At 71.1% G+C, this 25,736-nt stretch carries 23 protein-coding genes and 1 pseudogene; 19 read left to right on the top strand and 5 right to left on the bottom strand.

All coding sequences use genetic code 11. The features are described from left to right. The first annotated feature begins 44 nt into the window (after window positions 1–44). The 6 genes from coaE to AC1DUE_RS08730 all read left to right on the top strand — a co-directional run bounded on the left by coaE (window position 45) and on the right by AC1DUE_RS08730 (window position 6,216). Window positions 45–674 carry a dephospho-CoA kinase gene (gene coaE / locus AC1DUE_RS08755; protein WP_477039019.1) on the top strand — a complete coding sequence of 210 codons (630 nt, stop codon included), beginning with the start codon at window positions 45–47 and terminating at the stop codon, window positions 672–674. Then, window positions 671–1,273 carry a pyroglutamyl-peptidase I gene (locus AC1DUE_RS08750; RefSeq protein WP_477039018.1) on the top strand — a complete coding sequence of 201 codons (603 nt, stop codon included), beginning with the start codon at window positions 671–673 and terminating at the stop codon, window positions 1,271–1,273. The genes coaE and AC1DUE_RS08750 overlap by 4 nt, the downstream gene beginning before the upstream one ends. Window positions 1,274–1,318: 45 nt before the next feature. Further along, entirely contained in the window at window positions 1,319–3,424 is a 2,106-nt protein-coding gene (uvrB, locus tag AC1DUE_RS08745) for an excinuclease ABC subunit UvrB (RefSeq protein WP_477039017.1), read from the top strand. A gap of 12 nt (window positions 3,425–3,436) precedes the next feature. Further along, window positions 3,437–3,865: a VOC family protein gene (locus AC1DUE_RS08740; protein WP_477039016.1), complete on the top strand. Its 429-nt coding sequence runs from the start codon at window positions 3,437–3,439 to the stop codon at window positions 3,863–3,865. Window positions 3,866–4,052: 187 nt separating this feature from the next. Continuing rightward, window positions 4,053–5,057, top strand: a complete 1,005-nt coding sequence (locus AC1DUE_RS08735; protein ID WP_477039015.1) for a TerC family protein — start codon at window positions 4,053–4,055, stop codon at window positions 5,055–5,057. A gap of 10 nt (window positions 5,058–5,067) precedes the next feature. Beyond that, a complete protein-coding gene (locus AC1DUE_RS08730; RefSeq protein WP_477039014.1) occupies window positions 5,068–6,216 on the top strand; it encodes a TerC family protein in 1,149 nt (382 codons plus the stop codon). On the opposite strand, the pseudogene AC1DUE_RS08725 reads toward AC1DUE_RS08730, so the two are convergent. Beyond that, a pseudogene (locus AC1DUE_RS08725) lies at window positions 6,139–6,327 on the bottom strand (YciI family protein); the annotation flags it as partial. The gene AC1DUE_RS08730 and the pseudogene AC1DUE_RS08725 overlap by 78 nt on opposite strands. Window positions 6,328–6,367: 40 nt before the next feature. Here AC1DUE_RS08725 and AC1DUE_RS08720 point away from each other — a divergent pair. Genes AC1DUE_RS08720 through AC1DUE_RS08710 form a run of 3 tightly spaced genes read left to right on the top strand, consistent with a single transcriptional unit; the run spans window position 6,368 to window position 9,712 of the window. Then, on the top strand, window positions 6,368–7,531 hold the full coding sequence (locus AC1DUE_RS08720; RefSeq protein ID WP_477039013.1) for an acyl-CoA dehydrogenase family protein: 1,164 nt from the start codon (window positions 6,368–6,370) through the stop codon (window positions 7,529–7,531). A gap of 1 nt (window position 7,532) precedes the next feature. Beyond that, window positions 7,533–8,030, top strand: coding sequence for a GNAT family N-acetyltransferase (locus AC1DUE_RS08715; RefSeq protein WP_477039012.1), 498 nt, complete (start codon window positions 7,533–7,535; stop codon window positions 8,028–8,030). A 29-nt stretch (window positions 8,031–8,059) separates the two neighbouring features. Further along, window positions 8,060–9,712, top strand: coding sequence for an AMP-binding protein (locus tag AC1DUE_RS08710; RefSeq protein ID WP_477039011.1), 1,653 nt, complete (start codon window positions 8,060–8,062; stop codon window positions 9,710–9,712). 1 nt (window position 9,713) lies between these two features. Here the strand turns inward: AC1DUE_RS08710 and AC1DUE_RS08705 are convergent, their stop codons facing one another. Together AC1DUE_RS08705 and AC1DUE_RS08700 are read right to left on the bottom strand one after the other, a co-directional pair. Further along, window positions 9,714–10,352: an MBL fold metallo-hydrolase gene (locus tag AC1DUE_RS08705; protein WP_477039010.1), complete on the bottom strand. Its 639-nt coding sequence runs from the start codon at window positions 10,350–10,352 to the stop codon at window positions 9,714–9,716. Then, window positions 10,349–12,163 (bottom strand): glycoside hydrolase family 15 protein, encoded by a 1,815-nt coding sequence (locus tag AC1DUE_RS08700; protein ID WP_477039009.1) that lies wholly within the window; start codon window positions 12,161–12,163, stop codon window positions 10,349–10,351. Before AC1DUE_RS08700 ends, AC1DUE_RS08705 begins: the two co-directional genes overlap by 4 nt. 108 nt (window positions 12,164–12,271) lie before the next feature. Between AC1DUE_RS08700 and uvrA the strand changes: the two genes are divergently transcribed. Next, complete coding sequence (uvrA, locus tag AC1DUE_RS08695; protein WP_477039008.1) at window positions 12,272–15,133, top strand: excinuclease ABC subunit UvrA; 2,862 nt, start codon at window positions 12,272–12,274, stop codon at window positions 15,131–15,133. A gap of 6 nt (window positions 15,134–15,139) precedes the next feature. On the opposite strand, the gene AC1DUE_RS08690 is transcribed toward uvrA, so the two are convergent. Beyond that, entirely contained in the window at window positions 15,140–15,652 is a 513-nt protein-coding gene (locus AC1DUE_RS08690; protein ID WP_477039007.1) for an OsmC family protein, read from the bottom strand. Window positions 15,653–15,725: 73 nt separating this feature from the next. Between AC1DUE_RS08690 and uvrC the strand changes: the two genes are divergently transcribed. From uvrC to AC1DUE_RS08645, 9 genes are all read left to right on the top strand, one after another. Then, a complete protein-coding gene (gene uvrC / locus AC1DUE_RS08685; RefSeq protein ID WP_477039006.1) occupies window positions 15,726–17,756 on the top strand; it encodes an excinuclease ABC subunit UvrC in 2,031 nt (676 codons plus the stop codon). Beyond that, the gene (rapZ, locus tag AC1DUE_RS08680; RefSeq protein ID WP_477039005.1) at window positions 17,753–18,697 is read left to right on the top strand and encodes an RNase adapter RapZ; all 945 of its coding nucleotides are present in this window, start codon (window positions 17,753–17,755) and stop codon (window positions 18,695–18,697) included. The genes uvrC and rapZ overlap by 4 nt, the downstream gene beginning before the upstream one ends. Beyond that, window positions 18,694–19,674: a gluconeogenesis factor YvcK family protein gene (locus AC1DUE_RS08675; protein WP_477039004.1), complete on the top strand. Its 981-nt coding sequence runs from the start codon at window positions 18,694–18,696 to the stop codon at window positions 19,672–19,674. The genes rapZ and AC1DUE_RS08675 overlap by 4 nt, the downstream gene beginning before the upstream one ends. Before the next feature lie 48 nt (window positions 19,675–19,722). Then, a complete protein-coding gene (whiA, locus tag AC1DUE_RS08670) occupies window positions 19,723–20,703 on the top strand; it encodes a DNA-binding protein WhiA (protein WP_477039003.1) in 981 nt (326 codons plus the stop codon). 227 nt (window positions 20,704–20,930) lie between these two features. Continuing rightward, a complete protein-coding gene (gene gap, locus AC1DUE_RS08665) occupies window positions 20,931–21,935 on the top strand; it encodes a type I glyceraldehyde-3-phosphate dehydrogenase (protein WP_477039002.1) in 1,005 nt (334 codons plus the stop codon). A 129-nt stretch (window positions 21,936–22,064) separates the two neighbouring features. Beyond that, window positions 22,065–23,264 carry a phosphoglycerate kinase gene (locus AC1DUE_RS08660; protein ID WP_477039001.1) on the top strand — a complete coding sequence of 400 codons (1,200 nt, stop codon included), beginning with the start codon at window positions 22,065–22,067 and terminating at the stop codon, window positions 23,262–23,264. Window positions 23,265–23,266: 2 nt separating this feature from the next. Beyond that, the gene (tpiA, locus tag AC1DUE_RS08655; RefSeq protein WP_477039000.1) at window positions 23,267–24,061 is read left to right on the top strand and encodes a triose-phosphate isomerase; all 795 of its coding nucleotides are present in this window, start codon (window positions 23,267–23,269) and stop codon (window positions 24,059–24,061) included. Between the two features lie 186 nt (window positions 24,062–24,247). Next, a complete protein-coding gene (gene secG / locus AC1DUE_RS08650; RefSeq protein ID WP_477038999.1) occupies window positions 24,248–24,490 on the top strand; it encodes a preprotein translocase subunit SecG in 243 nt (80 codons plus the stop codon). 11 nt (window positions 24,491–24,501) lie between these two features. Next, window positions 24,502–24,849 (top strand): RNA polymerase-binding protein RbpA, encoded by a 348-nt coding sequence (locus AC1DUE_RS08645; RefSeq protein WP_034608687.1) that lies wholly within the window; start codon window positions 24,502–24,504, stop codon window positions 24,847–24,849. Between the two features lie 58 nt (window positions 24,850–24,907). Here the strand turns inward: AC1DUE_RS08645 and AC1DUE_RS08640 are convergent, their stop codons facing one another. Further along, entirely contained in the window at window positions 24,908–25,678 is a 771-nt protein-coding gene (locus AC1DUE_RS08640; RefSeq protein WP_477038998.1) for a DUF899 family protein, read from the bottom strand. Between the last annotated feature and the right edge of the window lie 58 nt (window positions 25,679–25,736).

The raw sequence follows: 25,736 nt of genomic DNA, 5'->3' as shown, positions 1-25,736 counted from the left end.
CCCTGCCTGTGCGCGCGGCTCGACGGGCACGGCAGTATGGACGGATGCAACGCATCGGACTCACAGGCGGGATCGCGGCCGGCAAGTCCGTCGCGGCACGGCGACTGGCGGAGCTCGGAGCGGTGGTGATCGACTCCGACCTCCTGGCGCGGGAGGCCGTCGCGCCGGGCTCGGCCGGCCTGGACGCGGTCGTCGAGGAGTTCGGTACCGGCGTGCAGGCCGCGGACGGCTCCCTGGACCGCAGCGCCCTGGCATCGATCGTCTTCGCCGATCCCGCGGCCCGCGCGCGGCTCGACGCGATCGTGCACCCGATCGTGCGCCGGCTCTCGGCCGAGCGCTCCGCGGCGGCGGCCGCCGTCGACCACGGGGCGGTCGTCGTGCACGACATCCCGCTGCTGGTCGAGACCGGGCAGGCCGACGACTTCCATGTGGTGGTCGTCGTCGACGCACCCGCCCTCCTGCGCGTCGAGCGGCTGGTCCGACTGCGCGGCATGGACCGCGGCGCGGCCGAGGCGCGGGTCGGCGCCCAGGCGACGGACGCCGAGCGGCTCGCGGTCGCGGACGTCGTGCTGGACGGGACCGGCAGCGACGACGACCTGCGCGTCCAGGTGGACGCGCTCTGGGAGCGGCTCGCGGTCGAGCGGGCTGACGAGCTCTCGGCGGAGACCCCGTGATCCTGCTGACAGGGTTCGCGCCGTTCGAGGAGCAGCCGGTCAACGCGTCGTGGCTGGCGGTGCAGGAGGTCGCGGCCCGGTGGACCGGCGACGACCTCGCGGTGCGGGAGCTGCCGGTCTCGTTCCGCGGCGCCCGGCAGGTGCTGCGGACGGCGATCGCCGAGCTGTCCCCGACGCTCGTGGTCGCCGTGGGCGAGGCCGGGCGACGGGAGGCCGTGGGGATCGAGCGGGTCGCGGTGAACCTCATCGACGCGCGGATCCCCGACAACGACGGGTCGGCGCCTGTCGACGTGCCCGTGATCGCGGGCGCGCCCGCGGCGTTCTTCACGACCTTGCCGGTCAAGGCGTGCCTCGCTGCGGGGCAGGCGACCGGGACGCCGACCGAGGTCTCGTACTCGGCGGGCACCTACGTCTGCAACGCGACCTTCTACGCGCTCCAGCACCTGCTCGCGTCGCGGCCCGAGGTGCGCAGCGGGTTCGTGCACGTGCCGCGCGCGGGGCTGTCGACGGACGCCGCGGCGACGGCGCTGCTCGCGATCGTGGGGACCGCGGCCAGCGTCGAGAGCGACCTGCGGGTCACGGCCGGCACGCTCGACTGAGCTCCCGGGCCCGCGGGTGTCGGTGGAGGACCGTACGGTTGTCGTATGCGTCCCGTCACCGATCTGCAGCGGACCGTCGCCCCGTTCGAGGTCATCTCCGAGTACACGCCGTCCGGCGACCAGCCCAAGGCGATCAAGGAGCTCGCGGCGCGCATCACCGCGGGCGAGAAGGACGTCGTGCTGCTGGGCGCCACCGGCACCGGCAAGTCGGCGACGACGGCCTGGCTGATCGAGAAGCTGCAACGGCCCACGCTGGTCATGGCGCCCAACAAGACGCTCGCCGCCCAGCTGGCCACGGAGTTCCGGGAGCTGCTGCCCAACAACGCGGTCGAGTACTTCGTCTCGTACTACGACTACTACCAGCCCGAGGCGTACATCGCGCAGACGGACACCTACATCGAGAAGGACTCGTCGATCAACGACGAGGTGGAGCGCCTGCGGCACTCGGCGACGAGCTCGCTCCTGACCCGCCGGGACGTGATCGTGGTCGCGTCCGTGAGCTGCATCTACGGTCTCGGTACGCCGCAGGAGTACGTGGACCGCATGGTCGCCCTGTCCGTGGGCGACCGGGTGGACCGCGACCAGCTGCTGCGCAAGTTCGTGACCATGCAGTACACCCGCAACGACATGGCGTTCACGCGCGGCACCTTCCGCGTCCGCGGCGACACCGTCGAGATCATCCCGGTGTACGAGGAGCTCGCCATCCGGATCGAGTTCTTCGGCGACGAGATCGAGGCGATCGCCACGCTGCACCCGCTGACCGGCGACGTGGTGCGCGCGGAGCAGCAGATCCACATCTTCCCGGCCACGCACTACGTGGCCGGCCCCGAGCGCATGGAGCGCGCGATCGCGGGCATCGAGGTGGAGCTGGAGGACCGGCTGAGCGAGCTGGAGCGGCAGAACAAGCTGCTCGAGGCCCAGCGGCTGCGCATGCGCACCACGTACGACATCGAGATGATGCGCCAGATCGGCTCGTGCTCCGGCATCGAGAACTACTCGCGGCACATCGACGGCCGGTCCGCGGGGACGGCGCCCAACACGCTGCTCGACTACTTCCCCGAGGACTTCCTGCTGGTCATCGACGAGTCGCACGTGACGGTGCCCCAGATCGGCGCGATGTTCGAGGGCGACATGTCGCGCAAGCGCGCGCTGGTGGACCACGGCTTCCGGCTGCCCAGCGCCACCGACAACCGTCCGCTGCGCTGGGAGGAGTTCGTCGAGCGGATCGGGCAGACGGTCTACCTCTCGGCCACGCCGGGCAACTACGAGCTGTCCATCTCCGACGGCTTCGTCGAGCAGATCATCCGGCCCACCGGACTGGTCGACCCGCAGGTGATCGTCAAGCCGACCACCGGTCAGATCGACGACCTGCTCGGCGAGATCCACGACCGCGTCGAGAAGGACGAGCGCGTGCTCGTCACCACGCTCACCAAGAAGATGGCCGAGGACCTCACGGACTACTTCCTGGAGAAGGGCGTCCGCGTCCGGTACCTGCACTCCGAGGTGGACACGCTGCGGCGCGTCGAGCTGCTGCGCGAGCTGCGGCTCGGCGAGTACGACGTGCTGGTCGGGATCAACCTCCTGCGCGAGGGTCTCGACCTGCCCGAGGTGTCGCTCGTGGCCATCCTCGACGCCGACAAGGAGGGCTTCCTGCGCTCGGGGCGCTCGCTCATCCAGACGATCGGCCGCGCGGCCCGCAACGTGTCGGGCGAGGTGCACATGTACGCCGACCGGATCACGGACGGCATGGCGCAAGCCCTCGACGAGACCACCCGACGCCGCGACCGGCAGATCGCCTACAACCTCGAGAACGGCATCGACCCGACGCCCCTGCGCAAGAAGATCGGCGACATCACGGACCTGCTGGCCCGTGAGGACGCCGACACGGCCGAGCTGCTGGGCGGCGGTGGGCGGCAGACCAGCCGCGGCAAGGCGCCCGTGCCGGGGTTCGGTTCGAGGGGCGCTCCGCGCGACGAGCGCACGCGCCTGACCGGTGCGGCGGCCGGCGAGCTCGCGGACCTGATCCAGCAGCTGTCCGACCAGATGCACGCGGCGGCCGCGGAGCTGCAGTTCGAGCTCGCGGCGCGGCTGCGCGACGAGATCTCGGGCATGAAGAAGGAGCTGCGCCAGATGCAGGCCGCCACGGCCTAGGAGGAGGACGCGATGGCTGTCGAGGTGCAGGTGACGTTCGACGCCGGCGACGCGGAGGCGCTCGGCCGGTTCTGGATCGAGGTGCTGGGCTACGTCCAGCAGCCGCCACCGGACGGGCACGCGACGTGGAGCGACTTCCTGGAGTCCGTCGGGGCGCCCGAGGAGAACATCTTCGCGGCGGTCGACCCCGAGGGCGTCGGACCGCGTCTGCTGTTCCAGGGGGTGCCCGAGGGCAAGACCGCCAAGAACCGCGTGCACCTCGACGTGAACGTCGCCGCGAAGATCGCCCCGCCGGAGCGGGCGGCCTTCGTCCGTGCGCGGGCGGCGGAGCTCGAGGCGCTCGGAGCGATCCAGCTCCAGGTGTTCGACGGCCAGGAGGGACCGGACAGCTTCTGGATCGTCATGGCGGACCCGGAGGGCAACGAGTTCTGCCTGCAGTGAGCGTCACATGGGACGCACGGGCGGCGTGGCCTATGCTTGCCGACGTTGAAGGGGAGTACCCCAGTCACGATCACGTCGTCATCACGGACCTGTCCGCACGGGGCCCGGCGCGATCGGTCCGCGACACGCAGCACGCGCGGGCGGGGGAGACCTTCGGTCACGATGTTCTCGTACCGGAGGTGTATCCATGGATGTGTCCGGCTGGGTCTGGGCAGGGACGGCGGTTTTCGTCGTCGGGCTGATCATCTTCGACTTCTACGCCCACGTGCGCACACCGCACGAGCCGACGTTCTCCGAGTCGGTGAAGTGGTCGATCTTCTACATCGCCATCGCCCTGGTCTTCGGGGTCGCGCTCGGCATGGTCTGGGGCTGGGACTTCGGCACCCAGTACTTCGCCGGGTACATCACCGAGAAGAGCCTGTCGGTCGACAACCTCTTCGTCTTCCTCATCATCATGACGAAGTTCGCGGTGCCCCGGATCTACCAGCAGAAGGTGCTGCTCGTCGGCGTGGTCATCGCGCTGGTGCTCCGCACGATCTTCATCCTGGCCGGCGCCGCGGCGATCGAGCAGTTCTCCTGGGTGTTCTACATCTTCGGCGCGTTCCTCGTGTACACGGCCGTCAAGCTGGCCCGCGAGCACCACGACAAGGAGCACGCGCCGAAGGACCAGCCCGACGGCATGGCCGTGCGGATGCTCAAGAAGGTCCTGCCGACCACGGAGGAGTACCACGGCGACAGGCTGAGCGTCCGGATCGACGGCAAGCGGCTCTTCACGCCGATGCTCGTCGTCATGGTCGCGATCGGCTCGACCGACGTGCTCTTCGCGCTCGACTCGATCCCGGCGATCTACGGCCTGACCAACGAGGCGTTCATCGTCTTCACCGCGAACGCGTTCGCCCTGCTCGGCCTGCGCCAGCTGTACTTCCTGATCGGCGGGCTGCTGGATCGCCTGGTGTACCTGTCGCAGGGGCTCGCCGTGATCCTCGGCTTCATCGGCGTCAAGCTCGTCCTGCACGCGCTGCACGTGAACGAGCTGCCCTTCATCAACGGCGGCGAACCCGTGGACTGGGCCCCCGAGATCCCCATCTGGGTGTCGCTGACCTTCATCCTCGGCACGCTCGCCGTGGCGACGGTCGCGAGCCTGATCAAGACCCGGAACGACGTGCGCGTCGTTCCCGCGAACGAGAGCTGACGGCTAGCACGTGGATGTCACACCCCTGATCTGGGCGGTCTCGCTCGGCCTCGTCGGCGCTCTGCTCGTCGTCGACGTCGCGGTGGTCGCCCGTCGGCCCCACATCCCGACGACCGCCGAGTGCGTGCGCTACCTGGCGTTCTACATCGGGCTCGCGGTGCTCTTCGGCATCGGCGTGTGGCTCACCGCCGGCGCCGACTACGCGGGGCAGTTCTACGCCGGCTGGCTCACCGAGTACTCGCTCTCGGTGGACAACCTCTTCGTGTTCCTGCTGATCATGGGCAAGTTCGCGGTTCCCCGGCAGTACCAGCAGACCGCGCTCCTGGTCGGCATCATCCTGGCGCTGATCTTCCGCGGCATCTTCATCTGGGCCGGCGCAGCCGTCATCGACGCGTTCAGCTGGGTGTTCTACCTCTTCGGCGCGTTCCTCGTCTGGACCGCGTTCCGGGTGGGGCGCGAGGGGGAGTCCGACGACGACGAGTTCAAGCCACCGCTGATCCTGCGGCTGGTCCAGCGCTGGTTCCCGGCGACGGACGAGTACCACGGCGTGAAACTGACGATCGTGGAGAACGGGCGCCGGCTGATCACGCCGATGCTCATCGTGCTCGTCGCCCTCGGTGCCACGGACCTGCTCTTCGCGTTCGACTCGATCCCGGCGATCTTCGGGCTGACGAGCGAGCCGTACCTCGTGCTGATGGCGAACCTGTTCGCGCTCATGGGCCTGCGGCAGCTGTACTTCCTGCTGGGCGACCTGCTGAAGAAGCTCGTCTACCTGAACATCGGCCTCGCGGTGCTGCTCGGCTTCATCGGGCTCAAGCTGATCTTCCACGCGCTGGCCGAGAACGAGGTGCCCTTCATCAACGGCGGGGAGCCGGTGCCGTGGGCTCCCGAGATTCCCACCTGGGCGTCGCTGGTCTCGATCGTCCTCATCCTCGGGGTGACGACGATCGCGAGCCTCTGGAAGGCCCGGCGGGACGCTCGCGCCGAGGCGTCAGGCGCTCCACGGGCCGAGGACGAGGTCCCACTCGCGGACGTCGGTCTCGCTGATGACGTCGTCGAGGGCGAACGGGTCGGCCGCGAGGATCCTGTCCAGCGACGCCCGGTCGGCGGTCCGGAGGACGAGGAGCGCTCCGGGAGCCCCGTCGACGAGCGGTCCTGAGCCGAGGAGCTCACCGAGGCTGCTCAGGTACGCCCGGTGCACCGGGCGGACCGCGTCGCGCGTGTCGTCCTTGGTCCGGTCGTAGGTGTAGCGGACGGCGTAGGTAGGCATGGAGCACATCCTGCCTGACCGTGGTGGCAGAGTGTTTCGCATGCCACGCACGCTGCGCACCCTGCTCACCGACGACCTCCTGGCCCGCGTCCACGAGCGCGCGCCCGGGCACGACCGCGACAACACGTTCCCGCACGACGATCTGGCCGACCTGGTCGCGGCCGGCTACCTGAGAGCGTTCGTCCCCGAAGCGCTGGGCGGCGCGGGCCTGACCCTCGAGGAGGTCGCGCGCGAGCAGGTGCGCCTCGCGGCGGCGGCGCCGGCGACCGCACTGGCCGTCAACATGCACCTGGTGGTGACCGGGCTGGCTGCACTCCTCGCCGGCCGCGGCGACGACTCGGTCGAGTTCATCCTGCGGGACGCCGCGGCGGGGGAGGTCTTCGCGTTCGGCAACTCGGAGGCGGGCAACGACCTGGTGATGTTCGGCTCCCGGACGCGTGCGGAGCGGCAGGACGACGGCGGGTACCGGTACTTCGGCACGAAGATCTTCACGTCGCTCTCCCCGGTGTGGACTCGCCTGGCGACCTTCGGCCTGGACGAGTCGGACCTGCAGAACCCGCTGTTGGTGCACGGGGTGGTCTCGCGCGCCGACGGCGAGGTGCAGACCCGCGACGACTGGGACACCCTGGGCATGCGGGCCACCCAGTCCGCCACCACCGTGCTCGACGGTGCCTTCGCACCCGCCGACCGCGTCTACCGCTCGCTGCCGCCCGGCCCGAGCGCCGACCCGTTCATCTTCGCGCTCTTCGCCGTGTTCGAGGTGCTCCTGGCCGCCGTCTACACGGGGATCGGCCGCCGTGCGATCGAGCTCGGGGTGGCGGCGGCGCAGCGCCGGACGTCGCTCAAGTACGACGGGCGTGCCTACGCGCAGGACCCCGACATCCGCTGGCGGATCGCCGACGCGGTGCTGGCGCAGGACGGAGCCGAGCTGCAGGTCTTCGCGCTGGCGCGGGACGTCGACGAGCAGGCCGACCACGGCGCGCGCTGGTTCGCCCAGCTCGTCGGGCTCAAGGTCCGCGCGACCGAGTCGGCCCGGGTGGTCGTCGACGATGCCATCCGCGTCTCCGGGGGCGGCTCGTACTTCAGCGGAAACGAGCTCGGCCGGCTGTACCGCGACGTGCTCGCGGGGCTCTTCCACCCGTCGGACGACGAGTCCGCCCACTCGACCGTGGCCAACTCCGTGCTCGGGCCGCCGGAGGCCTGACATGGAGATGCCCGACGTCCTCGACCTCGACGGCGGCCGGCTGCGCCCGGTGGCCGAAGCGGACTGGCCGCTCGACCACGCGCTCTCGCGGGTGCCCGACGTGACGCGGTGGACGTACTACCCCGCGGACGTGAGCGAGCAGGAGGCGCGTGCTCGGATCATCCGGAACGTGGACCTGCGGCGGGACGGCCGCGGCGGCCGGTTCGTCGTCGAGACCGCGGGGGTGCCCGTCGGGACGATCGGGCTCTCCGTACGAGTCGACGGCCCGTACCTGTACTACGCGCTGCTTCCCGAGGGGCGCGGACGAGGGCTGGCCACCTCGGCCGTCCTGGCCCTGTCGGCCTGGGCCTTCGCCGCGGGCGCGCCACAGGTGCACGCCCTGACGATGCGGGACAACACGGCCAGCGAGCGGGTGCTTCAGCGCGCCTCGTTCGCCCGCGTCGGGCTCGAGGTGGAGCCGGACGGGGTGACCGTCACCCGCTGGGTTACTGGCGCGTAACTTACGCAACCGTAGGTTAGGGTGGGCTTATGACGACGGCGCATCCTCCGGACGAGGTCACCATCCCCGACGAGCCCCTGGGTGCAGCGCTGGACCGCGCGGCGCAGCGGTGCCCCGAACGCGTCGCGGTCGACTTCCTCGCCGGCCAGACGTCCTACCGCGAGCTGTCGGACCGGGTAGCCCGCGGTGCTCAGGCGCTCCTCGATCTCGGCGTCCAGCCCGGGGACCGCGTCGCGCTGGTGATCCCGAACTGCACCGCGCACGTCGTCGCGTTCTACGCGGTGCTGCGCATCGGTGCCGTCGTCGTGGAGCACAACCCGACCTACACGCCCGGGGAGCTCGCCCACCAGCTCGCCGACTCCGGCGCGGTCGTCGCCCTCGTCTGGGAGAAGGCGGTCCCGGCCGTGCTCTCCTCGCTCACGACGACGCGGTTGCGCGCCGTCGTCGCGGTCGACCTGACCGCCGACCTGCCGCTGGCCAGCCGGTGGAAGCTGCGGCTGCCCGTGCCCCGGGCGCGCAAGGTCCGAGCGGCGATGCGCGGTCCCGTCCCGCCCGCGTTCCCGATGTGGCACCGGCTCGTCGCGAAGACCGAGCCGATCGACCCTGCGCATCCCGGTCCGGAGTCGACCGACCTCGCGCTCCTGCAGTACACCGGGGGGACGACGGGGACGCCGAAGGGCGCGATGCTCACGCACCGCAACCTCGTCGCCAACGCCGTCCAGGGCCAGGCGTGGACGGCTGCCGAGCCGGACACGGAGGTCGTCTACGGCTGCCTCCCGTTCTTCCACGCGTTCGGGCTGACGCTCTGCCTCAGCTACGCGATCCGCGTCGGGGCCACGCTCGTCGTGTTCCCGAACTTCGACCCGGCGATGGTCCTGGAGGCCCAGCAGCGACTGCCCGGCACCTTCCTGCCGGCCGTCCCGCCGATGCTCGACCGCCTGGCGGGTGCCGCGAAGCCCGGCGACCTCGGGTCCTTCCGGTACGCGATCTCCGGCGCCATGGCCCTCCCCGCCGAGACGGCCGAGCGGTGGGAGCGTGCCACCGGCGGGCTCGTGATCGAGGGGTACGGGATGACCGAGACCTCGCCCGTGGCCCTCGGCAACCCGCTGACCGACGGTCGTCGGCCCGGAACCCTCGGACTCCCGTTCCCGAGCACGCAGATCCGGGTCGTCGACCCGACCGACGCCTCGCGCGACGTCCCGCCGGGGGAGCGCGGCGAGCTGCTGATCCGCGGGCCTCAGGTCTTCGCCGGCTACTGGCAGCGGCCCGACGAGACCGCCGAGCAGCTGCTCGACGACGGGTGGCTGCGGACCGGGGACATGGTGACCATCGACGAGACCGGGTGGGTCGTCCTGGTCGACCGCCTCAAGGAGCTCATCGTCAGCGGCGGGTTCAAGGTCTACCCGTCGCAGGTCGAGGACGCCCTGCGACAGATGCCGGGCGTCTCGGACGTCGCCGTCGTGGGCATCCCGGGTGGCGACCTCGGCGAGACCGTCGTGGCCGCCGTCGTGCTCGAGCCCGGTGCGACGGGCGTCGACCTCGAGTCGGTCCGCGCATGGTGCGAGCAGCGTGTCGCTCGGTACGCGCTGCCGCGCCGGCTCGAGGTCCTCGACGAGCTGCCCCGCTCGCAGGTCGGCAAGGTTCTGCGCCGGCAGGTGCGCGAGCAGGTGCTCGCGCAGTAGGTCACCAGCCGCGGGCGCGCCACTCGTCGAGGTGAGGGCGCTCGTCGCCGAGCGTGGTGCCGCGGCCGTGGCCCGGGTGGACGACGGTGTCGTCGTCGAACCGGTCGAAGACCCGTTCCGTGAGGTCCGCCATCAGCGACGCGAACGCCTCCGGGGACCTCGTCGCGCCGGGACCGCCCGGGAACAGCGAGTCGCCCGTGAACAGGTGGACCCGTCCGACAGGCTCGCGGTAGGCGAGCGCGACGGAGCCGGGGGTGTGGCCGCGCAGCGCAATGACCTCGAGGGTCACGTGACCGACCGTGACGACGTCGCCGTGGTGCAGGCGGCGGGTCACCGGGACGTCGGTGGCCTCGTGGATCGCGTCGGCGTCGTCGGCCCCCGTGAAGGACGGTGCGCCGGTGAGCGCGACGACCGAGGCCAGCGCGCGGTGGTGGTCGGGGTGGCGGTGGGTGGTGACGACCGCATCCAGCCGGGCCGACGACGAGCCCTCGCGCAGCAGTTCCAGCAGTCGCTCGGGCTCGTCGGCGGCGTCGACGAGCAGCTGCGCGCCGTCCTTGCGCTCGGTCAGGAGGTAGGCGTTGTTGTCCATCGGGCCGACGGACACGGACCGGATCTCGAGGACCTCGTCGTCGGACGTCATGAACCCCTCCGTTCGACCGCCAGGTCGTGGCTGTGCACCGCGCGTACGAGGGCCAGGTGGGACAGGGCCTGCGGCATGTTCCCGGCCATCCTGCGACCGACGGGGTCGTACTGCTCGGCGAGCAGGCCGACGTCGTTCGCGAGGCCGGTGAGGATGTCGAGCACCTCGGTCGAGGCGTCCACGTCGTCCACCCGCGCGAGAGCGTCCGCAAGCCAGAACGAGCAGGCCAGGAACGCGTGCTCGTCCCCGGGGACGCCGTCGTCGGTGTGCTCGGTGCGGTAGCGGCGCAGCAGCCCCGGCGCCATCTCGAGCTCGGCGCGGATGGCGCGGACGGTGCTCCGGATGCGCGGGTCATCCGGCGGCAAGAACCCGACCTGGGCGAGCTGCAGCAGTGCGGCGTCGGTGTGCGACGAGCCGTACGACTGAACGAAGGTCTCCCGCTCCGCGTCCCACCCGTTCTCGAGCACGTCCGCGTGGATCGCGTCGCGCTCCGTGCGCCACCGGTCCGTCGGAGCGTCGAGCCCGTAGCGCTCGGCGGCCCTCACGGCCCGGTCGACGGCCGCCCACGCCATGACCTTCGAGTGCGTGAAGTGCTGCGGGTCGCCGCGGACCTCCCAGATCCCGCGGTCCGGCTCACGCCAGTGCCCCAGCAGATGGTCGACGAGGTGCCGCTGCAGGGCCCAGGAGTCGTCGGTCTCCGCGACCCCGGCCTCCCGAGCCTGCTCGAGGGCGCACATGACCTCGCCGAGCACGTCGTTCTGCATCTGCCCGACGGCCGCGTTCCCTACCCGGACGGGTCGGCTCCCCGCATAGCCCGCGAGGTGGTCGAGCTCGCGCTCGGGCAGCTCCCGGCCCCCGTCGACCCGGTACATGATCTGCAGGTCCGCCGAGCTGCCTGCCACCGCCCGCAGCAGCCAGCCGCGCCAGTCCGAGGCCTCGTCCTCGTACCCGTGCTCGAGGAGCGCCTCGAGCGTCATGGCCGCGTCGCGCAGCCAGCAGTACCGGTAGTCCCAGTTGCGGCTGCCGCCGAAGTCCTCGGGCAGGGACGTCGTCGCGGCGGCGACGATGCCCCCGGTCTCCTGGTCGGTCAGCATGCGAAGGACGAGGAGCGAGCGGACGACGACCTCGCGGTACGAGCCCTGATAGGCGCAGCTGCGCGCCCAGAGCCCCCAGTCGATCCGGGTCTCGTCGAGCCGGTCCGGGATGGTGAGCCGCGGCGGGACGGAGTCCCACGAGCGCGTCCACGTCAGCGCCAGCTCGACGGCCTCACCCTCCCGCAGCGTGAACCGGTCGGAGTGGCGGTGGTCGTGGGCCTTGGGGAGCCGGTCGCCCCGCAGCAGCAGCGAGTCCGGACCGGCGATGGCCCGGATCGTGTCGGCACCGTCGGGGTCCGTGACGTGGTGCACCCAGGGCTCGATCGCGCCGTAGCCGAACCTGACGATCCACTCGTGCTCGACCTCGACCTGCCCGCGCGTGCACTCCAGACGGCGCACGATGTCCGACCGGCCGTCGTTGAGCGGCATCGCCTCCAGCGCGACCGCCGACCCGGTCGGTGTCTCGTACGTCGTCTCCAGGACGAACGAGTCGTCGAGGTAGCGGCGCGTCACGGACGTCGCTCCGCGGACCGTCAGCAGCCAGCGCCCGTTGTCCGGCGTGCCCAGCAGCCGCGCGAAGCACGCGGCCGAGTCGAAGGCCGGCAGGCACATCCAGTCGATCGACCCGCGTCGGCTCACGAGGGCCGCCGTCGCGCCGTCGCCGAGCACGGCGTACTCCTCGATCGGCACCGGTGCCGGGTCGTCGTCACGGTCCATGGCGTGAGCATGGCCCGGAGGTTGTCGGCCAGCACGTCGAGCGCGATGTGCGTTCGCTCACGTCGAACAGATGTGCGATTGTCGGTGGCGCGACGTAGACTCCCGGGCGTGAACGAACGTCTGGTGGTGCAGGGCGCCCGCGAGCACAACCTCCGCAACGTCGACCTCGATCTCCCGCGCGACAAGCTCATCGTGTTCACGGGGCTGTCGGGGTCGGGCAAGTCGTCGTTGGCGTTCGACACCATCTTCGCGGAGGGGCAGCGGCGCTACGTCGAGTCGCTGTCGGCATACGCGCGCCAGTTCCTCGGGCAGATGGACAAGCCCGACGTCGACTTCATCGAGGGCCTGTCGCCCGCGGTGTCGATCGACCAGAAGTCGACCAACCGGAACCCGCGGTCGACGGTCGGCACGATCACCGAGGTGTACGACTACCTGCGCCTCCTGTTCGCCCGCGCCGGCACGCAGTTCTGCCCGATCTGCGGCGAGCGCGTCACCGCTCAGACGCCGCAGCAGATCGTGGACCGGCTGCTCGAGCTGCCCGAGGGCACGCGCTACCAGGTGCTCGCGCCGGTCGTCCGTGGCCGCAAGGGCGAGTATGCCGACCTCTTCAAGGAGCTGCAGAGCAAGGGCTTCGCCCGCGCGCGCGTCGACGGCGAGGTCGTCCAGCTCACCGAGCCGCCGACGCTCGAGAAGAAGCTCAAGCACGACATCGAGGTGGTCATCGACCGTCTCGTGGCTCGCGAGGGCGTCCAGCGGCGGCTCACCGACTCGGTCGAGACCGCGCTCGGCCTGGCCGGCGGCCTGCTCGTCGTCGAGCTGGTGGACGCCGACATCGACGACCTGAACCGCGAGCGGCGATTCTCTGAGCACCGCGCCTGCCCGAACGACCACGTGCTGGCGCTCGACGAGATCGAACCGCGCACGTTCTCGTTCAACGCGCCCTACGGCGCCTGCCCCGAGTGCACGGGCCTCGGCTCGAAGCTCGAGGTGGACCCGGACCTGGTCGTCCCCGACGAGGACCTGTCGCTCGACGAGGGCGCGGTCGCGCCGTGGGCACAGATCTCCAGCGAGTACTTCGGCCGGGTGCTGACGGCGCTGGCGGCGGACATGGGCTTCTCGACGAGCGTGCCGTGGCGCGCGCTGCCGCAGCGTGCCCGGGATGCGGTCCTGCACGGCCAGAACCACGAGGTGAAGGTCCGCTACAAGAACCGCTGGGGCCGTGAGCGGCAGTACTCGACGGGCTTCGAGGGTGTCATCACGTTCCTCGAGCGCCGGCACAACGAGACCGACTCGGACTGGAGCAAGGAGAAGTACGAGGCGTACATGCGGGAGGTCCCGTGCCCCGTGTGTGGCGGCGCCCGGCTCAAGCCCGAGGTGCTCGCGGTGCGGGTGGGCGGTCGGTCGATCGCCGAGGTCTGCGCCCTGCCCATCCGTGAGGCGCGCGAGTTCCTCGACACCCTCGAGCTCGGCGAGCGCGAGCGCGCGATCGCGACGCAGGTGCTCAAGGAGATCCAGGCACGGCTCGGGTTCCTGCTGGACGTCGGCCTCGACTACCTCTCGCTCATGCGTCCGGCCGGCACGCTCTCCGGCGGCGAGGCGCAGCGGATCCGGCTCGCGACGCAGATCGGCTCCGGCCTCGTCGGCGTGCTCTACGTCCTGGACGAGCCGTCGATCGGCCTGCACCAGCGCGACAACCGGCGCCTCATCGAGACCCTCACGCGCCTGCGCGACCTGGGCAACACCCTGATCGTCGTCGAGCACGACGAGGACACCATCCGCACCGCCGACTGGATCGTCGACATCGGCCCCGGTGCGGGGGAACACGGCGGTCGCGTCGTGCACTCCGGCGACCTGGACGGGCTCCTCGCGTCGGCCGAGTCGGTGACGGGGGCGTACCTCTCGGGCCGTCGGACCATCCCGATGCCGCAGGTCAGGCGCCCGATCGACAAGAAGCGCCAGGTCACCGTCGTCGGCGCGCGCGAGCACAACCTGCAGGGCATCGACGTGTCGTTCCCGCTCGGCACCCTCACTGCGGTGACGGGGGTGTCCGGCTCGGGCAAGTCCACGCTCGTGAACCACATCCTCTACACGGTGATGGCGAACGAGCTCAACGGTGCGCGCCAGGTGGCCGGACGGCACAAGCGCGTCACCGGACTGGAGCACCTCGACAAGGTCGTGCACGTGGACCAGGGACCGATCGGGCGCACGCCGCGGTCCAACCCGGCCACCTACACGGGCGTGTGGGACCACGTGCGCCGGCTCTTCGCCGAGACGACCGAGGCGAAGGTCCGCGGCTACACGCCCGGCCGGTTCTCGTTCAACGTCAAGGGCGGCCGCTGCGAGGCGTGCTCGGGCGACGGCACGCTCAAGATCGAGATGAACTTCCTGCCCGACGTCTACGTGCCGTGCGAGGTCTGCCACGGCGACCGTTACAACCGCGAGACGCTCGAGGTGCACTTCAAGGGCAAGACGGTGGCCGACGTGCTGTCGATGCCTATCGAGGAGGCCGCCGACTTCTTCGCCGCGGTCCCGGCGATCTCGCGACACCTGCGGACGCTGGTCGACGTCGGGCTCGGGTACGTGCGGCTCGGTCAGCCGGCGCCGACGCTCTCGGGCGGCGAGGCGCAGCGCGTCAAGCTCGCCGCGGAGCTGCAGCGACGCTCGACCGGTCGCACGATCTACGTGCTCGACGAGCCGACGACCGGTCTGCACTTCGAGGACATCCGCAAGCTGCTCGGCGTGCTCCAGTCGCTGGTCGACAAGGGGAACTCGGTCATCGTGATCGAGCACAACCTCGACGTGATCAAGAACGCCGACTGGGTCATCGACATGGGGCCCGAAGGCGGCAGCGGCGGCGGCCTGGTGATCGCCGAGGGGACGCCGGAGCAGATCGCGATGTCGCCGGACTCGCACACCGGCCGCTTCCTCGCCGAGGTGCTGGAGCCGGTCGCGGAGCGCGTCTCGGCGTGACCGGCGTCAGCGCGGGACGGCCTGCGCCATCCGCACGGGTACGGGCTCGTGCCGGACGGGGAAGTTCACGGAACGCGAGATGAAGCAGTGCTCGTGCGCCTTGTGGTGGATCCCGCCGAGGACGGCGTCGGTCACCGCGCCGCCCTCGGGAAGGTGCGCGCCGGGCGCCACGGTGACGCGCGGTCGGAGCACGACCTCGCGGAACTGGCCCTGCCCGGCGGCCTCGATGCGCATGGTGCCGACGGCGCTGTCCTCGTACCCCACGACCACGACGCCGGCGGCCGACGCGAGGTGCAGGAACCAGAGCATGTGGCACTGCGCGAGCGCGCTGACGAGCAGCTCCTCGGGGTTGAACCGAGACGGGTCGCCTCGGAACGCGGGGTCCGACGAGCCCAGCAGCGGCGGCTTGGAGCCGATCCGCACCTCGTGGTCGCGGCTGTAGGCGGTGTAGCTCGACGTCCCGGTGGCGCCGGCGCCGGTCCAGGTGACGTCGACCGAGTACGTGTGCAGGGGGCCCATCGCCCCACGGTAGCCGCGCCCGGGGTGTCCCGTCCGGTCACCGACGTCAGTAGTGCGAACTAGGCTCGAACGCATGGCTGATCCCGCCACCTACCGTCCCGCGCCGGGGGAGATCCCCGACGAGCCCGGGGTCTACCGCTTCCGCGACGAGCACGGCCGCGTCATCTACGTCGGCAAGGCCAAGAGCCTGCGGCAGCGCCTGTCCAGCTACTTCCAGGACCTGTCCGGCCTGCACTCGCGCACCCAGCAGATGGTGACGACGGCGGCGTCGGTGCAGTGGACGGTCGTCGGCACCGAGGTCGAGGCGCTGGCCCTCGAGTACTCGTGGATCAAGGAGTTCGACCCGCGGTTCAACGTCAAGTACCGCGACGACAAGTCGTACCCGTACCTCGCCGTGACGATGGCCGACGAGTTCCCGCGGGTGCAGGTCATGCGCGGCGCCAAGCGCAAGGGGACCCGCTACTTCGGGCCGTACGCGCACGCGTGGGCGATCCGCGAGACGGTCGACCTGCTGCTGCGTGTCTTCCCGGTACGCACGTGCTCGGCGGGCGTGTTCCGGCGCGCCAAGCAGCAGGGGCGGCCGTGCCTGCTCGGGTACATCGACAAGTGCTCGGCGCCGTGCGTCGGGCGGATCTCGCCGGACGACCACCATGCTCTGGCGCAGGACTTCTGCGACTTCATGGCGGGGGACACGGCCAAGTTCACGCGTCGCCTGACCACGCGAATGAAGGAGGCGGCCAACGAGCTCGACTACGAGCAGGCCGCGCGGCTGCGGGACGACATCCAGACGCTCGAGAAGGCGACCGAGAAGAACGCGGTCGTCCTCGCCGACGGCACCGACGCGGACATCTTCGCCCTCTCCGGCGACGAGCTCGAGGCCGCGGTGCAGGTGTTCCACGTCCGCGACGGCCGCATCCGCGGTCAGCGGGGTTGGGTGGTCGAGAAGGTCGAGGACGTCACGGACGCCGAGCTGGTGGAGCACCTGCTGCAGCAGATCTACGGCAACGAGGCGTCTGGCGACGGTGGGGCCGGCTCGTCGGCGGTCCCGCGCGAGGTGCTCGTGCCCGTGCTGCCACCGGACGTCGAGCAGGTGCAGGCGTGGCTCGCGGGGCTGCGCGGCAGCAGGGTCTCGGTCCGCGTGCCCCAGCGGGGAGACAAGCGCGAGCTCGCTGCGACGGTCCTGCGCAACGCGGAGCACTCCCTCGTGCTGCACCGCACCCGTCGGGCTGGGGACCTGACCACGCGGAGCCAGGCGCTGCAGGAGATCCAGGAGGCGCTGGACCTCTCGTCGGCACCGCTGCGCATCGAGTGCTACGACGTCTCGCACAACCAGGGGACGTTCCAGTCGGCGTCGATGGTGGTGTTCGAGGACGGCTTGGCGCGCAAGAGCGAGTACCGGATGTTCAACATCCGTGGCCCCGAGGGTCAGGGTGCCCGCGACGACACCGCGGCGATGCACGAGGTGATCACCCGCCGGTTCAAGCGCTACCTCGCCGACCGCGCGGACTCCCGCGACGTCGAGCTCGACACGGGCGACGAGGACGACGACCACCTGGTGCGCTCGGGCCCGATCGACGAGGTCACGGGCAGGCCGGTCCGGTTCGCCTACCCGCCCAACCTCGTCGTGGTCGACGGCGGTCCGCCGCAGGTGGCGGCTGCCGCGGCGGCGATGGCGGAGCTCGGGATCGACGACGTGGCCCTCTGCGGGCTGGCCAAGCGGCTCGAGGAGGTCTGGCTGCCGGGCGAGGAGTACCCGGTGATCCTGCAGCGCTCCTCGGAGGGCCTGTACCTGCTCCAGCGGCTGCGCGACGAGGCTCACCGGTTCGCGATCACCGCGCACCGCAAGCGGCGGAGCAAGGGCATGACGACGTCGGTGCTCGACGACGTGCCCGGTCTGGGTCCCGCCCGGCAGGCCGCGCTGCTTCGGCAGTTCGGCTCGGTCAAGCGGCTGCGGGCGGCGTCGGTCGAGGAGATCGCCTCGGTGCAGGGGATGGGGGAGCGGACGGCCGCCGCCGTCGTCGCGGCCCTCAACCCGACACAGGGCGCGCCCCAGCCGGGCGCGTCGGACCAGGTGAGCGCGCCGGCTGGCATGCTGGACGCATGAGCGACGAGCCTTCGCCGATCACGGTGCCTGCAGGGATACCCGCGCTCGAGGCGGCGACCGAGGCACCGCACCTGGTCCAGCCGCAGGTCCTGATCATCACCGGCATGTCCGGCGCGGGACGTTCGCGCGCGGCCGCGGTGCTGGAGGACCTCGACTGGTACGTGATCGACAACCTGCCGGCGCAGATGCTCACGCACCTCGTCGGCATGCTCACCAGCGGGGCCGCGGCCGGCCGTGCGCAGCGGCTCGCCGCGGTGATCGACGTCCGCGGCCGCGAGTTCTTCCGCGACCTCGCCCCGGTGCTCGAGGGCCTGCGCGAGTCGGGTGTCGACTACCGGATCCTCTTCCTGGACGCGTCCGACGAGGTTCTCGTCCGCCGGTTCGAGCAGGTGCGCCGGCCGCACCCGCTCCAGGGCTCGGGACGGATCCTCGACGGCATCGCCGCGGAGCGTGCGGCCCTGGTCGACCTGCGGGAGCGCGCGGACACGCTCATCGACACGTCCGAGCTCAACGTGCACGACCTGGCCCGCGAGGTCCGCACGGTCGTCACCACCGCCGGCGAGGACGTCCTGCAGGTGTCGGTCCTGTCGTTCGGCTTCAAGTACGGCCTGCCGCTGGACGCCGACCACGTGGTCGACGTGCGCTTCCTGGCCAACCCGTACTGGATCACCGAGCTGCGGCACCTGACCGGCCGCGACGCGCCGGTCCGCGACTACGTGCTCGGGCTGCCTGGAGCGGTGACGTTCATCGACCGCTACGTCGACGCTCTCGAGCCGGTGCTCGCCGGGTACCTGAACGAGGAGAAGCGGTACGTGACCATCGCCGTCGGGTGCACGGGAGGCAAGCACCGCTCCGTCGCCATCAGCGAGGCGATCGCGGCCCGGCTGCGGGACCAGGGGCACCACGTCGCCGTCTCGGCCCGCGACCTCGGCAAGGAATGAGGGCCTCGAGAGGCAGCTCGTCACCCGCGGTCGTCGCGCTCGGCGGGGGCCACGGCCTGTCGGCGTCGCTGTCCGCGCTGCGCCTGATGACCGACCGGATCACCGCGGTGGTCACGGTCGCCGACGACGGTGGCTCCTCGGGCCGGCTGCGCGAGGAGCTCGGCGTGCTCCCGCCCGGCGACCTGCGCATGGCTCTGGCCGCCTTGTGCGACGACTCCGAGTGGGGTCGCACGTGGCGTGACCTGCTGCAGCACCGGTTCCGCTCGTCGGGCGACCTCGACCAGCACGCCGTCGGGAACCTCCTGATCGTCGCCCTGTGGGAGCAGCTCGGCGACACCGTCGAGGGTCTGGACTGGGTGGGCAGGCTGCTCGGCGCCCGCGGCCGGGTCCTCCCGATGACGTCGGTGCCGCTGCGGATCGAGGCCGACGTCGTCGACGAGGCCGGCAACCGCTCGCTCGTCGTCGGCCAGAGCGCGGTCGCCGTCACCAGCGGGACCATCGAGAGCCTCCGGCTGGACCCGGCCGACCCGCCCGCGTGCCCGGAGGCCGTCGACGCGATCGGCGCGGCCGACTGGATCGTGCTGGGACCCGGCTCCTGGTACACCTCCGTGCTCCCGCACCTGCTCGTGCCCGGTCTTCGCGAGGCGCTGGGCCGAACGAGGGCACGCACGATCCTGACGCTCAACCTCGCGTCGGGTGAATCGGGGGAGACGGCGGGCATGCGCGCCGAGGACTACCTGGAGGTCCTGCGCACGCACGCCCCGGAGCTGTCGGTCGACGCCGTCGTCGCCGATCCGACGGCAGTCGAGGACGTCTCCGCGCTGTCGGCCCGCGCCGCCGACCTGGGAGCACGCCTGCTGCTCCGTCAGGTCAGCCGGGGGGATGGGACCGCTCGCCACGACCCGCTGCGACTGGCCGGGGCGTACTCCGACGTGGTCGAAGGATTCCTCGGGGACGTCGGAACCCCGTCGGACTAGCTGCCCCGAGCGGTCCCGGACGGCTGTCCCGGATGGCAGGATGCAGCCATGGCGTTGACGGCACAGGTGAAGGACGAGCTCGCCCGTCTGAAGGTGGACAAGACGTCCTCACGGAAGGCCGAGGTCTCGGCCACCCTGAGGTTCGCGGGCGGCTTGCACATCATCTCGGGGCGGATCGTCATCGAGGCGGAGCTGGACACGGGCATCGCTGCCCGCCGGCTCCGGCAGGCGATCTCGGAGGTCTACGGGCACGAGAGCGAGATCATCGTCGTCTCCGGCGGCGGACTGCGCCGCGGCAGCCGGTACGTCGTGCGCGTCGTCAAGGACGGCGAGTCGCTGGCCCGGCAGACGGGTCTGCTCGACAACCGCGGACGCCCGGTGCGTGGTCTGCCGCCGCAGGTGGTGTCCGCGGGCGTCGCCGAGGCGGAGTCCGCCTGGCGTGGCGCGTTCCTCGCGCACGGCTCGCTCACCGAGCCCGGACGCTCGTCGGCCCTCGAGGTCACGTGCCCGGGACCGGAGGCCGCCCTCGCGCTCGTCGGCGCCGCCCGCCGGCTCGGCATCGCCGCCAAGGCTCGCGAGGTGCGCGGTGTGGACCGCGTGGTCATCCGCGACGGTGACGCGATCAGCGCGATGCTGGCGCGGCTCGGTGCGCACGAGACCATGCTGCTCTGGGAGGAGCGCCGCGTCCGTCGCGAGGTGCGCGGCACCGCCAACCGGCTGGCCAACTTCGACGACGCGAACCTGCGCCGGTCGGCCCGGGCGGCGGTTGCCGCCGGAGCCCGCGTCGAGCGCGCGTTCGAGATCCTCGGCGACGAGCTGCCGGAGCACCTGCGCGAGGCGGGCGAGCTGCGCCTCGCGCACAAGGAGGCCTCCCTGGAGGAGCTGGGCAAGCTCGCCGTCCCGCCGCTCACCAAGGACGCGGTGGCCGGCCGGATCCGTCGCCTCCTGGCGACCGCCGACAAGCGGGCGTCCGACCTGGGCATCCCCGACACCGAGGCCGGTCTGAGCCCGGACCTGCTCGATCTCTAGGGCCCCGAGAAAGGGTCTTTGGTCCCGGCGGACGGTGTCCGCGTGACCGTCGTCACGGGTATAGGGTCGTCTTATCCGATCGCCACACGTGCGTTCGTGCTGTGCTCAGGCCACGTGCCAGGCACGGTTCGGGTGGGCGGGGTAGCGGTCGGAACGCACAGCGGCGTGCGGAACCCATCGTCAACATGTGTGCGCCGGCCCCCCGTCGGCGCTGCCGAGGAGGGCAAGTGACCATCAAGGTCGGCATCAACGGCTTCGGCCGTATCGGTCGCAACTTCTACCGGGCCATCGTGGCGTCCGGTGCGGACATCGAGATCGTCGGAGTCAACGACCTGACGGACAACAAGACGCTCGCGCACCTGCTGAAGTACGACACGGTGCTCGGTCGTTTCCCGCTGAGCGTGAGCTACGACGACGACAACATCATCGTCGACGGCAAGAAGATCCGTGCCCTCGAGGAGCGCGACCCCGCGAACCTTCCCTGGGCCGAGCTCGGCGCGGACATCGTCATCGAGTCGACCGGCTTCTTCACCAACGCCGAGAAGGCCAAGGCGCACCTCGCCGCCGGCGCCAAGAAGGTCATCATCTCGGCCCCCGCGTCCAACGAGGACGCGACGTTCGTCGTCGGTGTGAACCACACGGACTACGACCCGGCCGCGCACAACATCATCTCGAACGCGTCGTGCACCACGAACTGCCTGGCGCCCGTCGCCAAGGCGCTCAACGACTCGATCGGCATCGAGCGTGGTCTCATGACCACGATCCACGCCTACACGGGCGACCAGAACCTCCAGGACGGTCCGCACAAGGACCTGCGTCGTGCCCGTGCGGCCGCGCAGAACATCGTCCCCACGTCGACCGGCGCGGCCAAGGCCGTGGCGCTCGTCCTCCCGGAGCTCAAGGGCAAGCTCGACGGCTTCGCGCTGCGCGTGCCGGTCATCACCGGCTCCGCCACGGACCTGACCTTCACCGCCTCGCGCGAGGTCACGGTCGACGAGGTCAACGCGGCTGTCAAGGCCGCCGCCGACGGCCCGCTCAAGGGCATCCTCGAGTACGTCGAGGACGAGATCGTCTCGAGCGACATCGTCACCAACCCGCACCAGAGCATCTTCGACTCGAAGCTCACCAAGGTGAGCGGCGACCTGGTCAAGATCATCGCCTGGTACGACAACGAGTGGGGCTACTCCAACAGCCTCGTGGCCCTCACCACGTACGTCGGCGAGCGTCTCTGACCTCGTCCATGCCTGACGACGAGCTTCACGACTGACGTCCAGCGTCCGCGTGCGCCCCGGCCCACCGGCCCCGGCGCACGCGGACGCTGTCGTGTCTGGGCCGCCCCACCGCTCGAGCTAGGAGAACAGATGAAGACCATCGAGGACCTCGGAGACCTGCGCGGCAAGCGCGTACTGGTCCGTTCCGACTTCAACGTGCCGCTCGACGGCACGACGATCACCGACGACGGCCGCGTGCGTGCCGCCCTCCCGACGCTCCAGGCGCTGCTGTCCGCCGGCGCCCGCGTCGTCGTCACCGCCCACCTGGGCCGCCCCAAGGGCGCGCCCGAGGACAAGTACTCGCTCAAGCCGGTCGCCGACCGCCTCGCCGAGCTGCTCGGCCAGCCGGTCGCGCTGGCGAGCGACGTCGTCGGTGACTCCGCCAAGGCGACGGTCGCCGCGCTGCAGGACGGCGAGATCGCCCTGCTCGAGAACATCCGGTTCGACCCTCGCGAGACGTCGAAGGTCGACGAGGAGCGGGCCTCCCTGGCCGCCGAGCTCGCCGAGCTGGCCGACGTGTACGTCTCCGACGGCTTCGGTGTTGTACACCGCAAGCAGGCCTCGGTGTACGACGTCGCGCTCGTGCTCCCGCACGCGGTCGGCTCGCTCGTGCTCAAGGAGGTCGCGTCGCTGCGCAAGGCGACCGACGACCCGGCGCGCCCGTACGTCGTGGTCCTGGGCGGCTCGAAGGTCTCCGACAAGCTCGGTGTCATCGCGAACCTGCTGACCAAGGCGGACCGCCTGCTCATCGGCGGCGGCATGCTGTTCACGTTCCTCGCGGCCAAGGGCTACCCGGTGGGCAACTCGCTCCTCGAAGAGGACCAGATCGAGACCGTCAAGGGCTACCTGGCGCAGGCCGAGGCGGCCGGTGTCGAGATCGTCCTGCCCACGGACATCGTCGTCGCCGACGAGTTCAAGGCGGACTCCCCGGCCCTCGTCGTGGCCGCCGACGCGATCCCCGACGGCAAGATCGGCCTGGACATCGGCCCCGACTCGAGCAAGCTGTTCGCGAGCAAGATCGTGGACGCCAAGACGGTCGTCTGGAACGGCCCTGCCGGCGTGTTCGAGTTCGAGGCGTTCTCCGGCGGCACCCGTGCCGTGGCGCAGGCCCTGATCGACGCCGGCGCCAACGGCGGCTTCACCATCGTCGGCGGTGGCGACTCCGCCGCTGCCGTGCGGACGCTCGGCTTCGACGAGGCCGGGTTCGGACACATCTCGACCGGTGGTGGCGCGAGCCTCGAGTTCCTCGAGGGCAAGACGCTCCCCGGCATCGCGGTTCTGGAGGACTGATCGTGGCGACTCGCATCCCGCTGATGGCGGGCAACTGGAAGATGAACCTGGACCACCACCAGGCCACGCACACCGTGCAGAAGCTCGCGTGGGCGCTGCGGGACGGGAAGCACGACTTCTCCAAGGTCGAGGTGGCGGTGCTGCCGCCGTTCACCGACCTGCGCAGCGTGCAGACGTTGGTCGACGCCGACAAGCTCGAGCTCGTCTACGGCGCGCAGGACTGCTCGGCGTACCAGTCGGGCGCCTACACCGGCGAGATCTCGCCGGTGTTCCTGGCCAAGCTCGGCGTCACCTACGTCGCGGTCGGCCACTCGGAGCGTCGGCAGTACCACGACGAGTCCGACGAGCTCATCAACAAGAAGGTCCTCAACGCGCTGAGCTCGGGCATCGTCCCGATCCTGTGCGTCGGTGAGCCGCTCGAGGTCCGCAAGGCGGGCGAGCACGTCCCGCACACGCTCGCGCAGCTGGACGGCGCCCTGGCCGGTCTGACGGCCGAGCAGGTCAAGACGATCGTCGTCGCCTACGAGCCCGTCTGGGCCATCGGCACGGGCGAGACGGCGACGCCCGAGGACGCGCAGGAGCTGTGCGAGGCGATCCGCACGCGGATCTCCGAGCTGTACGACGCCGAGACGGCCGACGCGGTCCGCGTGCTCTACGGCGGTTCGGTGAAGTCGTCGAACGTCGCGTCGATCATGGCGAAGCCCGACGTCGACGGTGCGCTGGTCGGGGGCGCGAGCCTCGACCCCGACGAGTTCGCCGCGATCGCGCGCTACCAGTCGCACGCGGTCGGTCTCTGATCCGAGCGCGCGGCGTGGCCCCCGCTCGTTCCGGACCGTGACGGTCCGATTCGTCCGGGCGGGGGCCGTGCCGGTGGCATGGTGGCTTTGCGGCCGCTCGTCGCCTACCCTGTACCGCGGTCAACCGCAGCGTCGCAGGCCAGTCAGCCCGTGACGTGCCCTCCCCAGTAAGGAACCGACACCGACGTGGACGCCTTGCGTATCTCACTCCAGGTGCTGCTGGTGCTCACCAGCCTCCTGCTCATCCCGCTCGTCCTGCTGCACAAGGGCAAGGGCGGTGGCCTGTCCGACATGTTCGGCGGCGGCATCTCCAGCAGCGCCGGCAGCTCCGGCGTCGCGGAGCGGAACCTCAACCGCATCACGGTCGGGACGGCGCTCCTCTGGACGGTCATCATCATCCTGCTCGGTCTTCTCGAGCGCACGGTCTGAGGCGGTCGGCAATGGCGAGCGGAAGTGCGATCAGGGGGTCGCGAGTCGGAGCCGGACCGATGGGCGAGGCGGAGCGTGGCGACACCGCTCCCCGGATCTGGGTGTCCTACTGGTGTGCCAACGGGCACGAGACGCGTCCTAGCTTCGCTGAGGAGGCCGCGCTCGAGGCACCGCTGACGTGGGACTGCCCGCGCTGCGGGTTCCCCGCCGGCCAGGACCAGGCGAACCCGCCGTCCCCCAGCAAGAACGAGCCGTACAAGACGCACCTGGCCTACGTGAAGGAGCGGCGTTCCGACGAGGACGGCGCGGCGATCCTCGACGAGGCCCTGGCGGCACTGCGCGCCAAGCGCGGCGGCTGACCGACGGACCACGAGGGGCCCGGCAATGGCGCCGGGCCCTTCGTCATGTCCGGCGTCGTCAGTGGTGGTGCCCGTTCCGGCCGAGCGTGGTCTCGGGCGTCGCGCCGGGTCGCGTCCACTGCGGCGCAGGCCGACCCGTCCCGCCCCACGTGCCGTTCCCGTCCACGTCGATGCGCCAGTACCAGCAGGGGCCGTCGCCCTCGGGCCAGCCGTCGGGGGTGTCCTGCCACGCCTCGCCGCGGCCGTAGGGCGTCATGTCGAGCAGGGCGAACGACCCGCTGGCCGGCTCGGTGCCGCGGCCCGTGGTGTCGTACGTCAGGAAGACGCGGTCGCCGACGCGCAGGAAGCAGCTGAACATCCCCATGTCACCGCCGACGGGCGCGTCCAGCCCGCGCACGGAGAACCACGGCTGGGTGTAGCCCATGAAGGCCAGGTAGGGCTCGACCTCGTTCCACGGGCCCTCGGTGAGGATGGCGAACGAGACGCCCCGGGCGTTGAGGTAGACGGCGTCCCGCAGGTGCCAGGCCGACACCGTGCACCCCTCGCACTGCCCCTGGTGCGGCGCACCGTCGTGCCACATGTGCTTGTAGACGAGGAGCTCGTCGCGGCCCTGGAAGAGATCGAGGAACGGCACCGGACCATCCGGCCCGACGACCTGGGCCGTGCCGTCGAGCTCGACCATGGGCAGCCCGCGGCGTGCGGCGGCGATCGCGTCGCCCTCGTGGGTGTGCGCCTTCTCGCGGACGAGGAGCTCGTCGCGGGCGGCCTGCCAGGTGGCGAGGTCGACGACGGGCGGGCGGGCGCTCGGCTGGGTGGGCGTGGTCGTCATGGTTGTCCTCCGGTGTCGCGGTACGAGTGGCGTCGTACTACGACGTCCACCCGTACCG

The organism is Cellulomonas sp. P4_A2 (genome assembly GCF_056402515.1).
Note: the sequence above shows the minus strand (reverse complement) of the source record. Positions and strands in the feature narration are given on the sequence as shown.